At 32.8% G+C, this 14,154-nt stretch carries 12 protein-coding genes; 9 read left to right on the top strand and 3 right to left on the bottom strand.

The features are described from left to right. Positions 1-3 precede the first annotated feature (3 nt). Genes HCO57_RS02065 through HCO57_RS02025 form a run of 9 tightly spaced genes read left to right on the top strand, consistent with a single transcriptional unit; the run spans position 4 to position 8,732 of the window. Entirely contained in the window at positions 4-945 is a 942-nt protein-coding gene (locus HCO57_RS02065) for an ATP-grasp fold amidoligase family protein (protein ID WP_167987626.1), read from the top strand. Further along, positions 945-2,075, top strand: coding sequence for an O-antigen ligase family protein (locus tag HCO57_RS02060; protein ID WP_167987625.1), 1,131 nt, complete (start codon positions 945-947; stop codon positions 2,073-2,075). The genes HCO57_RS02065 and HCO57_RS02060 overlap by 1 nt, the downstream gene beginning before the upstream one ends. Then, positions 2,065-3,147, top strand: coding sequence for a glycosyltransferase family 4 protein (locus tag HCO57_RS02055; protein WP_167987624.1), 1,083 nt, complete (start codon positions 2,065-2,067; stop codon positions 3,145-3,147). The genes HCO57_RS02060 and HCO57_RS02055 overlap by 11 nt, the downstream gene beginning before the upstream one ends. Continuing rightward, positions 3,144-4,283 (top strand): glycosyltransferase, encoded by a 1,140-nt coding sequence (locus HCO57_RS02050; protein WP_167987623.1) that lies wholly within the window; start codon positions 3,144-3,146, stop codon positions 4,281-4,283. The genes HCO57_RS02055 and HCO57_RS02050 overlap by 4 nt, the downstream gene beginning before the upstream one ends. A 44-nt stretch (positions 4,284-4,327) precedes the next feature. After that, positions 4,328-5,485, top strand: coding sequence for a glycosyltransferase family 4 protein (locus tag HCO57_RS02045; protein WP_167987622.1), 1,158 nt, complete (start codon positions 4,328-4,330; stop codon positions 5,483-5,485). 1 nt (position 5,486) lies between these two features. After that, positions 5,487-6,089 carry a sugar transferase gene (locus HCO57_RS02040; protein ID WP_167987621.1) on the top strand — a complete coding sequence of 201 codons (603 nt, stop codon included), beginning with the start codon at positions 5,487-5,489 and terminating at the stop codon, positions 6,087-6,089. A gap of 12 nt (positions 6,090-6,101) precedes the next feature. Then, positions 6,102-7,121 (top strand): glycosyltransferase, encoded by a 1,020-nt coding sequence (locus HCO57_RS02035; RefSeq protein WP_167987620.1) that lies wholly within the window; start codon positions 6,102-6,104, stop codon positions 7,119-7,121. Then, positions 7,118-8,086 (top strand): ATP-grasp domain-containing protein, encoded by a 969-nt coding sequence (locus tag HCO57_RS02030; protein WP_167987619.1) that lies wholly within the window; start codon positions 7,118-7,120, stop codon positions 8,084-8,086. Before HCO57_RS02035 ends, HCO57_RS02030 begins: the two co-directional genes overlap by 4 nt. Then, positions 8,070-8,732: an HAD family hydrolase gene (locus HCO57_RS02025; RefSeq protein ID WP_167987618.1), complete on the top strand. Its 663-nt coding sequence runs from the start codon at positions 8,070-8,072 to the stop codon at positions 8,730-8,732. Before HCO57_RS02030 ends, HCO57_RS02025 begins: the two co-directional genes overlap by 17 nt. Here HCO57_RS02025 and HCO57_RS02020 read toward each other — a convergent pair. The 3 genes from HCO57_RS02020 to HCO57_RS02010 form a co-directional block, all read right to left on the bottom strand. Further along, entirely contained in the window at positions 8,729-9,919 is a 1,191-nt protein-coding gene (locus HCO57_RS02020; protein WP_167988108.1) for an OmpA family protein, read from the bottom strand. The two genes, HCO57_RS02025 and HCO57_RS02020, sit on opposite strands and share 4 nt — an antisense overlap. Before the next feature lie 100 nt (positions 9,920-10,019). After that, positions 10,020-11,162 carry an N-acetyl-alpha-D-glucosaminyl L-malate synthase BshA gene (gene bshA, locus HCO57_RS02015; protein ID WP_167987617.1) on the bottom strand — a complete coding sequence of 381 codons (1,143 nt, stop codon included), beginning with the start codon at positions 11,160-11,162 and terminating at the stop codon, positions 10,020-10,022. 28 nt (positions 11,163-11,190) lie between these two features. After that, entirely contained in the window at positions 11,191-14,106 is a 2,916-nt protein-coding gene (locus tag HCO57_RS02010; protein ID WP_167987616.1) for a glycoside hydrolase family 3 N-terminal domain-containing protein, read from the bottom strand. Positions 14,107-14,154 lie beyond the last annotated feature (48 nt).

Below are 14,154 nucleotides of genomic sequence, written 5' to 3'. Positions count from 1 at the left end.
TTCATGCAAAGAATTTTATCAAAAATATATCATAACACTCTATTAGGGAATGCATTAATATTTGTATTTCATAATATAAAAAATAGATTATGGCCAGATTCCTGGGTTGTTAGATATAACTATTATAAATCATTTGGTAAGAAATTAAATTTAAAAAATCCAAAAACTCTAAACGAAAAAATTAACTGGTTAAAATTATATGACCGTAGAGAAATTCAAACTTTATGTGCTGATAAATTAGCAGTTAGAGACTACGTATCCAGTAAAATTGGTAAAGAACACTTAATACCTTTACTTTTTTCCACCAAATTTCCAAATGAAATAACGTATGATAATTTACCAGAGTTTCCTTGTGTAATAAAGACTAATCATGACAGTGGCGGAGTGGTAATTGTACATTCTAAATCCGATTTAGATTTCAGTCAAGTCCAAAAACAACTACGAATAAAACTAAATAGAAACTATTACAGAGAAAACAAAGAATGGCAATACAAAAACATAGTTCCTAACATTTTAGTAGAAAAATTGTTATTGACTGAGGAGAATAAGATTCCGATGGACTATAAGGTACATTGTTTTAATGGGAAAGCTCATATGATACAAGTTGACATAGATAGAGATAGTTGTAACCATTATAGAAATTGGTATTACCCAGACTGGAAAAGATGTCCTTTTTTTTGGCCATCAAAAAAAGAAGGATATATTACAAAACCTGCTGATTATGATTTGGATAAACCAAATAATTTGAAATTAATGATTGAACTTTCAAATAAATTATCGAGTCCGTTTCCATATGTACGGATTGATTGGTACGCTTTAGCAGATAAAATTTACTTTGGAGAAATCACCTTTCATCATGATAGTGGTACTCAACCAATTATACCTAGAGAATGGGATTATAAATTAGGTGAGTTAGTTGATTTAAATACCGTAAGAATTGAGTAATGTTATTGAAAGAAATTTTAAAAAACGTCATACTTTTATTTTTACTGTGCAATATACCAGGATTTCTCTTAGTTTATTTCGGTGAAACTATGGGCTCTATTAGTAGCTATTTAACATCTGCTATGCTTTTAGTTTATTTTTTGATTAGTAAACCTTGGCGTAAACCAGCAATACCATTTTTAATTTTTTCAATTACCTATTTTATAATATCCGGATTAAATAACACTATAGAAGATGAAATTAGTTTTATTAAGGAGACAATTAGATTCTTTATAATCTTATTTTGTGTTAATGAAGTTTTACACGATACTAAGTATAAAGAATTATTCTACATATTACTTCTTGGAGGCTTGAGCATTATAATTAATGGATTAATATTTCCTGAGACCAATAAAATATTTGGACTAATAAAAGGTAGATACAGTGGATTTTTCATCAATCCCAATACTGCTGGCATTGTATGTCTTTTAGGTATTGCCTTATCTTACAAAGTAAAGTCAGATTTTTGGCGAATTACAGGGCAACTTATTTTGACCATAGCTGGATTGTTAACCTTATCGAGAACTTTTATTATTATTTGGCTGTTAATTACAGTTCTCTCAATAAAACAAAATAAAAAAAATATCATACTACCGGTTCTGGGTTCAATAGGTATTATTTTAATGTTGACCTTTGGAGATAGCAAAAGGTTCGCCGGTGATAGGTTTGATGCTTTGACAAGTTTTTTTGACGATGGTCCCGTGAAAACTGAAACTATCCAACACGATTCTAGAGCCGAAACATGGGCTCAATATTATGATTTGATTATGGAAAAACCATTTTTTGGTCACGGATATAAATCATTTCAGGTTTTCAGTCATTTAAGACATGGAGCTCACAATAGTTATTTAATGGTATTTGGTGAAGGAGGCATTATCTCTTTTATAATTTTTATCTCCATTTATATCTACTTATTATATTGGAGTTTAAAAAGCTACAAAAGTGAAGCTACATTACTCTACATTTGTTTAGTGATTTTACTAAACATGTCTGCAAGTCACACTTATTTTTTCAACTATCAATCCATAACTCTGTCAATTTTTTTACTAATAAAAATTAGAGCTATTAAAGAAAAGAAAAATGAAAATTGATTTTGTAATTGGAAGTCTTCGAGGGGGAGGTGCTGAAAGAGTGGTCTCAACTCTGGCAAACTACTTAGTAAGTAAGCAGTATGAAGTAAGGATTATAACTTTCTCCAATGGAGATGCTTACAATTTGAATCCTAAAGTTAAAAGAATACGTTTACATCAAAGCGTTCCATTTTATAATAAAGCTTTAACTAGAGGATTAGTTAATCTTCTAAAATTTTACAGGAAAAAATATAACAGACCAGACATCATTAGTTCTCATATACATCAAATGGGTTTGATAACAATTCCGATAGCAAAACTATATGGAATGAAAATCATTGTATCTGAACACAACAATCATATTGCTTCAAAAGATATTCCCTTAGTACCTTTCTTATGGCGTAACTTTTACCCCTTAGCGGATGCCATAACTATATTAACAAATTACGATTGGGATTTTTTTAAATCAAAAAATAAAATTGTCGAAATCATGCCAAATCCGGCATCATTTGATAAAATAGTTCCTTCAAAAAAAATCGAAAGAAAGGATGTGATATTAGCCATCGGAGATTTAAATAAATATCATCATAAAGGTTTTGATAATTTGATAAAAATTATGGATAACCTTCTAGATAAACATCCGACTTGGGAACTCCATTTTATTGGTGACGGTTTGGAAGGAAAAGAGGTCATAGATAAAATGATTTTAAATAGTAAAATTAAAAGCCAAATCAAATTTAAAGGTTTCAGGAATGATGTAGATGTCTTGATGAAAGAAGCCTCAATATTTATTCTACCCTCTAGGTGGGAGGGTCTTCCGATGGTATTAATTGAAGCTGCTTCTCAAGGCATGTGCTGTATAGCATATGATTGTATTTCTGGTCCTTCAGACATAATTATAAATAGTAGAACTGGTATTTTAGTTGAGAATCAAAATATTAAGAAAATGAAAATTGAACTAGAAAATCTTCTACTAGATAAGGATAAGCGAGATGAATTAGGCTATAATGCTATAAATTCAGTTGAAAAATTTTCAATTAATAATGTAGGAGAACGATGGATAACCCTTATCAAAAAAATTAATCTTAAATGAATTTCTCAATCTTGATATATTCACTGCGTGGGGGTGGAGCAGAAAGGGTAGTTTCCTATTTAGTACCGTATATACAGTCTAAAGGTTATAATGTGCATCTAGTATTAATGCATAATACTTTAGATTACGAATTACCAAAAAGCGTAAATCTGCATTTTATAGAAAACTCACATCCCAATGAAAATGGTATTTTAAAACTGTTTAAACTGCCCTACCTCGCTTACAAATATGCCAAATTACTTAAAACATTAAAAATCACGCATTCTTTTAGTTTATTAACAAGACCTAACTATATAAACGTTTTATCTAGGATTTTTAGTAGACGTAAGTTCAAACTAATAATAAGTGAAAGAAATTTTATTAGTGAGCAATATGGATATGGTAATCTTCCTTGTAAAATAAATAAATGGTTGGTTAAAAAGTTATATCCAAAAGCAGATTTAATCATTTGTAATGCTAAGGCAAGTGGTACTGATTTAGTCAATAATTATGGAGTAAGTAAAACAAAAATAAAAACTATTTACAACCCTATAGATTTAGAACGTATAAATAGTATAAAACCAATATCAGATTTTTTTAATAAGGATTATATAAATTTGATATCTGTAGGTAGGCTACAAGAGGTTAAAAATCATTCCCTATTAATATCTTCCATTAAAAAGTTTAATCACATTCGCCTATATATTCTTGGTGAAGGCCACCTAAGAGAAAAACTAGAGCAGCAGATAGCAGAAAATAATCAAGAAAATCAAGTTTTTCTATTAGGTTTTGATTCAAACCCATATAAATATTTAAAAGCAGCAGATTTATTCATTTTTGGTTCAAATCATGAAGGTTTTCCTAATGTTTTGTTGGAATCATTAGCTTGTAAATTACCCATTTTAACAACTAACTGTAAATCTGGTCCAAACGAAATTTTGTTACCAGAAGAGGAAACGGAAAAAGATATAATGATTACACCATACGGAATTTTAACTCCAGTAAAAGATGTTGCGCTCATGCAAAAGGGATTAAACTATTTTTTAGATAATCCAGACTATTTAAAAAAATGCAAAGAAAATACATCCGTTCGTATTCAAAATTTTAAAAAAGAAGAAATAATAGATAGATATCTGCAAATAATTAAGAGTGTTTAAACAAGAGTAGTTTTACGAGTTTAGTTATATAAATTGCCTTATTAATGAAACCAAAAATTATAAGAACAGCGGCATTGGCAGGATCTATTTCTGTCCTCTTAAAAGGGCAACTAAGATTCTTGAATAAGTCATTTAATATTCTAACAGTCTCATCCGATGGGCCACAAATAGAAGAAATTAGAAAATACGAGGGAGTTCGTTGTGAGGTAGTAGAAATAGAACGTAGAATTGCTCCTTTAAAAGACTTAAAAAGTTTAATTCAACTCTATAATAAATTTAAAACTGAAAAGCCTTGTATTGTTCATTCTATTACTCCCAAGGCTGGTCTTTTAAGCATGATGGCTGCTTATTTGGCAAGAGTTCCCCATAGAGCCCACACCTTTACAGGTTTAGTTTTTCCGTATAAAACAGGTTTTTCAAAGTTCTTATTATTGAATCTTGATCGTTTAATTTGTAAACTAGCCACAGATATTTTTCCAGAAGGTGAAGGTGTTAAATCTGACCTTATTAAAAATAAAGTAACCAATAAAACCTTAGAAATAATTGCAAACGGAAATATAAATGGTATTGACGGAACTTTTTTTAATCCGCAATTGTTTAAATCAAAAAATGATGAATTAAGAAAAACATTGAATATACCTAAGAACAACTTAATTTTTCTATTTGTAGGTAGACTGGTAAAAGATAAAGGAGTAGAAGAATTGGTTGCTGCTTTTAAAAATATTCAATCAAAAAACTCAAACACAACTTTATTACTTGTTGGACCCTATGAACATAACCTTGATCCAATAGCACAACCTACTATTAAGGAAATTAAGAACAATATGAATATCATTGAGGTCGGATGGCAGAATGATGTTCGTCCTTATTTATCTATATGCAATATTTTTTGTTTACCTAGTTACCGAGAAGGTTTCCCTAATGTTCTACTGCAAGCGGGTGCAATGGGAAAATTTAGTATTGCGTCAAATATAAGTGGCGCCAATGAAATTATAGTTCCAGATTTTAATGGAAGGTTAATAGAACCTAAAAATGTAGAATCACTAATTCATGAAATGAATCGATGTTTACAAAAACAATCAGATTTTAACAAAATAAACCTAGATATTAGGAATTATATTTTAGATACTTATAACCAAGAAAGGGTATGGTCATCGCTAAAAAATAAATATATGGACATGATTAATAAAAGACCTTGCTAAAATGTACAAGCACATTTTAAAAAGAGCTATTGACTTTACGATTGCTATTGTAGCTTTTGTACTACTTAGCCCTATTTTTTTAATTGTTACGTTAGCTTTACTTGTAGCCAACAACGGAGAACCTTTTTTTACACAACAGCGACCTGGTTACAAAGAGAAAATCTTTAAGATTATAAAGTTCCGTTCTATGAATAATAAAACGGACAATAGCGGAAATCTACTTCCTGATGAAGACAGGATTACAAAAGTTGGTGCCTTTGTAAGAAAAACATCTTTAGATGAAATTCCACAACTAATTAATGTGATAAAAGGAGATATGAGTTTAATTGGGCCACGGCCTTTATTAGTCTCATATTTGCCTTTGTACAACACAGAACAAAAAAAACGACATAGAGTAAAACCAGGCATAACAGGCTGGGCGCAAGTAAATGGACGGAATGCTATTTCTTGGCAACAAAAGTTCATTTATGACGTTTGGTATGTAGAAAATGTATCACTTAAATTAGATATAAAAATTATGTGGTTGACCCTATTAAAAGTGATAAAAAGATCTGACATCTCTTCAACAACCAGCGCAACGATGGAAGTTTTTGAAGGCAACTAACATACCAAACCAATGAAACTTAGTTTTGTAATTCCATGTTACAATATGGAAATCTATTTACCTAAATGTGTAGATAGTTTATTAAAGCAATCTTTAAAACCAGAAGACTACGAAATTATTATTGTTAATGATGAGTCTAAAGATAAAACATTACAAATTGCCAATAATTACGCGCAAAAACATCCCAATATATCCGTAGTTGATAAAAAAAATGCTGGTGTTGGTGCTGCAAGAAACTCTGGTTTAGATCATGCGAGGGGTACTTACGTGTATTTTTTAGATCCAGATGATTATTTGGCAATAAATACACTTCCCTTACTATTGGCCCAATTAGAACATTATAATTTGGAAATTTTAGCTTTTAAAAGTACTCCTGTATATAATGACAATCTTACAGAATCTGCTAATAAAAGTCAAATAAAGAAAAAATTAGAAGTTAAAGATGGACTCACCTTTATTGGAGAGTCTAAATTTCAAAATGAAATTTGGTGGTACATAATACAAAGAGAGTTCCTTTTAAGCAACAATTTTAGATTTATCGAAGGTAAATGGATGGAGGATGCAATACTTACTGCTGAACTATTTACCACCGTCCAAAAAATAGCTTATTGGGATATAGATGTACATCGATATAGAATTTTGCCCACGTCGGCTATGCGGAATAAGAGTCCTGAGCATTACAACAAAGTTATTTACGATAATGCAAATGCCGCAGAAGTTTTTTACGATTTGTTAAAAAAACTTCCTACAGATCACCCTAATTATTCCAAGGCTTATCGTAGATTAAAAACAAGACAGCAATCTTTTGTGTTTTTTCTACTAGTTCGTCTAATGAAATCAGACATTGCAGTTACCAAAATTCCAGATTTATTAAAAAGGTTTGAAAAAATAGATGCTTACCCGTTAAAAAAATTTTTAGGTAAAGATTATAATGGATGGGATTACAAACTTTTAGTTTTTATTTTTAATAGAAAAAAATTGATCATACCCTTCACCCAATTATTCAGACTTTTTTACAATTTAAAAAAATGAACGTACTTATAACATCTGCAGGAAGGCGAGTGTCTCTACTAAAATCTTTTCAAAAAGAACTTAAAACAAGACAACTAAACAGTAAAGTATATGCTGCTGATGCCAATCCGGTTTTATCTGCTGCATGCCAAGTTGCAGATGACTATTTTAAAGTTCCTCGTTTAGATCACTCAGAGTATATTACTTTTTTGCTCAAAAAATGTATAGAACTTAAAATCAGCTTAATAATACCAACTATCGATACGGAATTATTACTATTAAGTAAGCATCAAAACCTTTTTAAAGAAAAAGGAATCATACCAATAATATCTGACCAAGCCTTAATAGAAAAATGCCGCGATAAAAGAAGGATACATGAGTTCTTTGAAGACCATGACATAGCCGTCGCCAAAGAATTTTCTAAAGACAATTTTAAGCTACCAATATTTATAAAACCAATAGATGGTAGTAGAAGTGTAGATACGTATCTTATTAGAAAAGAAGAGGATTTAACTGAATATCATTTAGACAATGACAAACTCATGTTCTTGGAATATTTAGATCACAATGAATTTGATGAGTTTACTTGTGATTTATATTTTGATAAATCTAACGAACTTAAATGTGTTGTTCCTAGGAAAAGAATAGAAGTGAGGGATGGAGAAGTCAATAAAGGTAAAACCTGCAATAATGAGCTTGTAATCTTTCTAAGAAATACATTAAGAAAGGTTGATGGAGCAATTGGTTGTCTTACAGCTCAGTTTTTTATGCACAAGCATACTAATAAAATTTATGGTATCGAGATAAATCCTAGATTCGGAGGTGGCTATCCCCTCTCCTATTTATCGGGAGCTAATTATTCTGGCTGGATTATTGATGAGTATTTATTAAATAAAAATATTCCAGATTCTTTTGATTGTTGGGAAGCAGATTTATTAATGCTAAGGTATGATGCAGAAGTTTTAGTCCATGAATATAAAAATTAACTCCGACACGGTTATTGTTTTTGATTTAGATGATACGTTATACAATGAACTAGATTTTCTTAGGTCTGCCTACAAAGAGATTTCTAAAAAAATAAATCTGAACGATTGGAAAAAAATCTATGCAACCATGTTTTCTAAATATAGGCTAGGGGAAAATGTTTTTCATTATTTGGAAGAAAACTATAAATTTCCAAAAGAGAAAAGTTTAGCGTTATATAGAAATCATTTACCTGAAATAGTCCCATTTGCAGGGGTCATGGAGGCTTTCAAATCTATCCAAAAATTAAACGGGAAAATTGCTCTAATTACAGATGGTAGATCAACAACTCAAAGAAATAAATTACTGCAACTAAAAATTACTGATTTTTTTAGTTCGATTGTCATTTCTCAAGAGATTGGCACTACAAAACCAAATCTAGACAATTTTAGGAAAATAATGCAAGACTTACCTGCTTCCAAATATGTTTATGTAGGAGATAACATTAAAAAAGATTTTATAGCACCTAATTTGTTGAATTGGTGCACTATAATGATTTTAGACAGTGGCAAAAACATCCACACCAATGATTTTGAAAATGTAGATACTGAAAAGCTCCCTAATTATTATATTGAATCAATAAAAGAGCTTTCGTTTTATTCTACTTAAAACTCCAATATCTTAAATTCTGAACGTCTGTTTTCTCTGTGTTTACTTTCTGGGCAATACACACCATCAGAACATTCATTAGTCAATTGGCGCTCTCCAAACGCCTGAGTTTTTAAACTGGCTTTTGATACACCTTGAGCCAATAAGTAATCTGTAGTACGTTTAACTCTCCGTTCTGACAACCATTGATTATAGGTATCTGTTCCGCGAGCATCGGTATACGAACTCACCTCTAGCACCAAAGAAGGATTTTCTTGTAATAGCACCGCTAACTTGTCTAAAGTTCTTTTAGACTCGCTATTTAGATAGGAAGAATTCAAATTAAAATAGACCAATCCTAAATCATCAATTGCATTACGCAAAGCATCTTTTTTAGCTTGTAAGGCATCTTGCTTTGCCTTTTCTGCAGCTGCAAGTTTTGCTTGTTCTTCTTCTCTTTTTAAACGCTCTGCTAATTCTCTAGCTTCTCTCTTCGCTTTTTCTGCTGCAGCAATACTATCATTAAGGCGCTGTTGCTCCGCTTGCATTTCATTAATTAAGGCCAATTTCTCTTCTCCTTTAAGAGATAAACCTTTTTCTATTCCAAAACGATAAACTACTCCGGCTGCATGTTGAATATGATTGGTAGAATTTTCTTTATTCATGGTCCATTTACCAGTAGAACTAAAATCTAATCCCCAGTTATCTGAAATCCAAGTTCTGAAACCTACATTGGCGTTGTACGTTCCTCTACCTTGGTTATTAGCTTCTGTATAACCAGCGCCAATACCTACATAAGGGTCAAAGAAACCCGTTTCTCCTAATATCTTATTTAAGTCGTAATTAACTCTAAAGTCAACCGCATAATAATCTGACTCTTCCGTAACTACCAATCCATCTACTACTTTGCCTTCTTGGTATTTATTATAACTACCAATAGCCTCTAATCCTAAACCATTTTTGAAGTATCTTCCAATACTTAAACGAGACGGGTGTGGTACCACATTCCAGTTATCAGAAAAATTAAGTACATCACTAAATTCGGACCCAGCATCATCTACAGCATTCATTCCAACGCCAACAATCCAAGAACTTAAAACGATAGTATCTTTTTTGGTAAGAACAGGTATTTCTTCTTGTGCTTGCACAAAACAAGTGGATACCATTACCATTACTAAAGCAAGACTTATATTTTTTACATTTTTCATCATAGTGTAACTTGGGGATTACGCTGCAAATCTAATTTTTTTAAACAAACTGGATAAAATTTCCCTTTAAAGCTTGCTTTCTATCGACTATCTGCTTGTTTTAGTACGAATTGCGGTAGCGTGACTTATACGCTTTTTCGTAAACTTCCTCATACAACGGTAATATATTCTGTATTTGAAACTTTTTAGAAACTTTAAAAGCATTCTCTTTAAATTCTTCTAAACGCGCATCGTCTTCTAAAATATAAAGGGCATTCTTTGCCATTTCTTCTACGTTCCCTACATCACTTAAAAACCCGGTTACACCGTGTTCATTCACTTCTGGAATACCACCTGTGTTGCTAGATACAACCGCCACTTTATTAGCCATTGCTTCTAAAGCTGCTAAACCAAAGCTTTCCGTTTCTGAAGGAAGCAAAAACAAGTCTGAGAAACAAAGAATTCTATCAATCTCATTGCTGTTCCCTAAAAACAATACTTTGTCCTCTATCCCCAATCTTTCGCACTGGCGTTCTGCTTTTTCCTTAGCTGGCCCTTCCCCTACCATTATGAGTTTGGCAGGCAATTTTTGCTGTACTCGGTAAAATATATCTACCACATCTGGTATACGTTTTACCTCTCTAAAGTTACTAATGTGGGTGATTATTTTTTCATCGTCCTTAGCCATTAAACTCCGTTGGCAATCTGTAAAACCATTATGGTATTTGCTAGAATCGATGAAATTCGGAATTACTTCAATATCGTTTTCTACATCAAAAATTGCTAAAGTTTTTTGCTTTAAATCTTCAGATACAGAGGTTACTACATCAGATTTATTGATACTAAAGGTAACTGCAGTTTTATAAAACGGATGCTTCCCTACTAAAGTAATATCAGTACCATGCAAAGTGGTTATCATTGGAATATAAATATCCTCTTCTTTCAGCATTTTTTTTGCCATATATCCAGCATATGCATGTGGAATTGCGTAGTGCACGTGCAAAAGCTCTATTCCGTATTGTTTAATAGTATCTACCAACTTGCTAGATAAAGCAAGTTCGTACGGTTGGTATTGAAACAAAGGATATTTGGGAACGTGAACTTCATGAAAATGAATATTATTATTTAAAAGTCCTAAACGCACGGGTTGCTGATAGGTGATAAAATGAACCTCGTGTCCTCTTTCTGCCAAGGCTATACCTAGTTCCGTGGCTACTACACCACTACCCCCAAAGGTAGGGTAACATACTATTGCAATTTTCATGCGCCTAAATTAGGTCTTTATTTAAAACCTAATTGATAAGAGAATCATAAATAGCTTGCTGTATACGTGTGCGTAAGCCAGATTTTACCAATAGGTTATTGGTCATTGTTGGGTAGGTTCTATTAGACAGAAAGACGTAAACGAGTTCTTCTTCTGGGTCTGCCCATGTATAAGTACCTGTAAATCCGCTATGTCCAAAACTTTCTCTAGAAACACATCCGCAGGTAGGACCACTATTTTTTAATTGTGGTTTATCAAACCCTACTCCTCTTCTTACATCTTCATCACAGAAATAGCAGGTATTAAATTTCTTTACTGTTCGCTCATTAAAAAACCGATGACCACCGTAGTATCCGCCTTGCAAATACATTTGCATAATCTTAGCCACATCTAAAGCATTGCTAAATAAACCTGCATGGCCACCTACACCACCTTGCATGGCCGCTCCCATATCGTGTACATAGCCTTGTACTCTTTTAAACCTGTAGTAATTGTCTTCTTCTGTCGGTACTATTTGAGCTCTAGGAAACTGTTCTATAGGATTATAAGCCATATGTGTTGCTCCTATAGGTCTCAGTAAAAACCGATTTAGAAGTGCATCTAACCGCTCGCCATAAGTGTCTTCTATGTAATGTTTCATCACGTAATAAGCTACGTCACTATACCGGTATTTATTACTTTTTAATTCTTGTCTACCGATTCTGTTGTAAATGGAATCCTTATACGCATTAGACAAATACATACCATCAAAAACTTTGGTAGAATAGTCTGGGGAAGGTTCCCTTCTATAAAAAAAGTCCGAAGGTTTTCTGTTATCATCCAATGTACTTACATAGAACGCTATCCATGCCGGTAATCTACCGTAATGGGATAACGCCTTTAGAACGGTAACATCTTTTAATTCGGACTCTTTGTAGGCAGGTATTAATTCTTGAAAAGTATTATCCAATTCAATTTTACCTTCTTCTTCCATTTTCATAACCAAAGGCAGTGTGCCTAGTATTTTAGTTACTGAAGCCAAATCAAACAAATGGTTATTGGTAATACTATCATTGGTTTCATAAATGGGTTTGCCAAAGCTTTTATTATAAATTACTTTTCCTTTTCTAGCAATCAACACTTGTGCTCCAGGATACATTAACGAGTCTAAACCTGCCTGTACCAACTTATCCACTTCTTTTAGTTTGGTACGGTCAAAACCTACTCTTTCTGGCATACTAAAACCCAATCTTGCAATAGGTTTTGTGTTAATTCCTGTTCCTACTTTAAACGAAGGATGGGCGGTTACAGGCAATTTACCTTTGGCACCAATAGCACCAAAAATAACTTCCGCCGCCTTTTCTTGAGCTATTGCACTATTTTGATAGGCCATGACAATACCATCCATGGCAGACCAGTCTTGTATATCTAAAAGTGCATAGGGCTTGGTAAAAACACTCAAAATGGTATTATTTGAGCGCATTCTGGCTATTTCTTGAACCCAATACTTTTCGTTTTCAGAAAACTTAGACGCTTTCCATGGACTGGCATTACTTTTATGAAAGCCTATTACTACTAGATTATAATTACGTAGTTGCTCTCTATATTCCGCAATATCTTTGGCATGTATCACATCTACGTCTACATATGTTTTTAAGGTATTTAAAAACGTATCTCCAGGTGCATCACCAAATTTAACATAAGCAATTTTTTTATTATCCAATCGGCGAACTGGTAGTATGGAAAAATTGTTTTTCACTACCGTAATGGCGTTTTCTATCGCTTTCTCGTAAAGCAAATCATCCTCAATGGTATGCAAATCATTGACTAACCCTGCTACAACCACAGGACGATACGTATTTAACCCTACCTTATACTTCGCTTTTAATATTTTTTTTACAGAACTTTCTAATCGCGCTTCAGAAATACGACCAGAATGGTAAGCTTCCACCATTTTAGCATGAGCACTTGCCACATCTACCGGCATTAAAAGCATATCGTTACCAGCTAAAAAAGCACTTAATTCTACCTCGCCTTTAGGTGCAAATTCAGAGACCGCTTTCATATTCAAAGCATCTGTAAACACCAAACCTTTATATTGCAATGCTCCCTTAAGGTATTCTTTAATTATTTTTTTTGATAAGGAAGAAGGTAGTCCCTCTTTGGGTTCTAATGCTGGAATGTTTAAGTGTGCAACCATGATAGAGCTGATGCCAGTATCTATCATTTTTTTAAAAGGATACAACTCAATACTATCCAAACGCTCTTTACTAAAATCAAGAAAAGGAAGTGATTTATGCGAATCTGTAGCCGTATCGCCGTGACCAGGAAAATGCTTGCCAGATGCCAGTACGCCAACAGACTCCATTCCTTTGTTAAATGCAACTGCCTTACGTACTACATTTACCCGATGTTCCCCAAAAGAACGATTACCTATGATGGGGTTTTTAGGATTGATATTAACATCTAAATCGGGAGCAAAATTAATGTGCACCCCTAAACGTTTGGCATGTTCCCCAATACGTTTCCCTACCTGGGCTACTATATCATCTTTTTGTATAGCACCTAAGGTCATGTTCCAAGGGTACGCAAATGTAGAATCTAACCGCATAGCTAAACCCCACTCTGCATCTTGGCCAATGAGTAGCGGTAAATTAGAAGCTGCTTGATATTGATTGGTAAGAATGGCTTGTTGTACCGGTCCTCCTTTAGAAAATATAACACCTCCAATATGATATTGTTCTATCTGTTGCTTTATTTTATCCGTAGAGGTCTTGTTTTGGTCAGAAGCTACACTAACCATAAATAGCTGCCCTATGCGCTCTTCTAAACTCATGGCATTATACTTGGTATTAACCCATGCTTTTTGTGCCAACGTATCTTTAGCCGACAGTGGGTCTATTTGGGCAAAAGAAATGTAAGTATATAAAAGGGTTAGGGTATAAAATACTAGAATCTGCTTCATAAATCGTCTTAAGAAATGAACTTAAAGCGATTAAAATTATTGTATTTC

This window comes from Croceivirga sp. JEA036, from assembly GCF_011882165.1.
Taxonomy (GTDB): domain Bacteria; phylum Bacteroidota; class Bacteroidia; order Flavobacteriales; family Flavobacteriaceae; genus Croceivirga.
The sequence above is the reverse complement of the archived record's forward strand: the minus strand, read 5'-3'. Positions and strand labels throughout refer to the sequence as shown.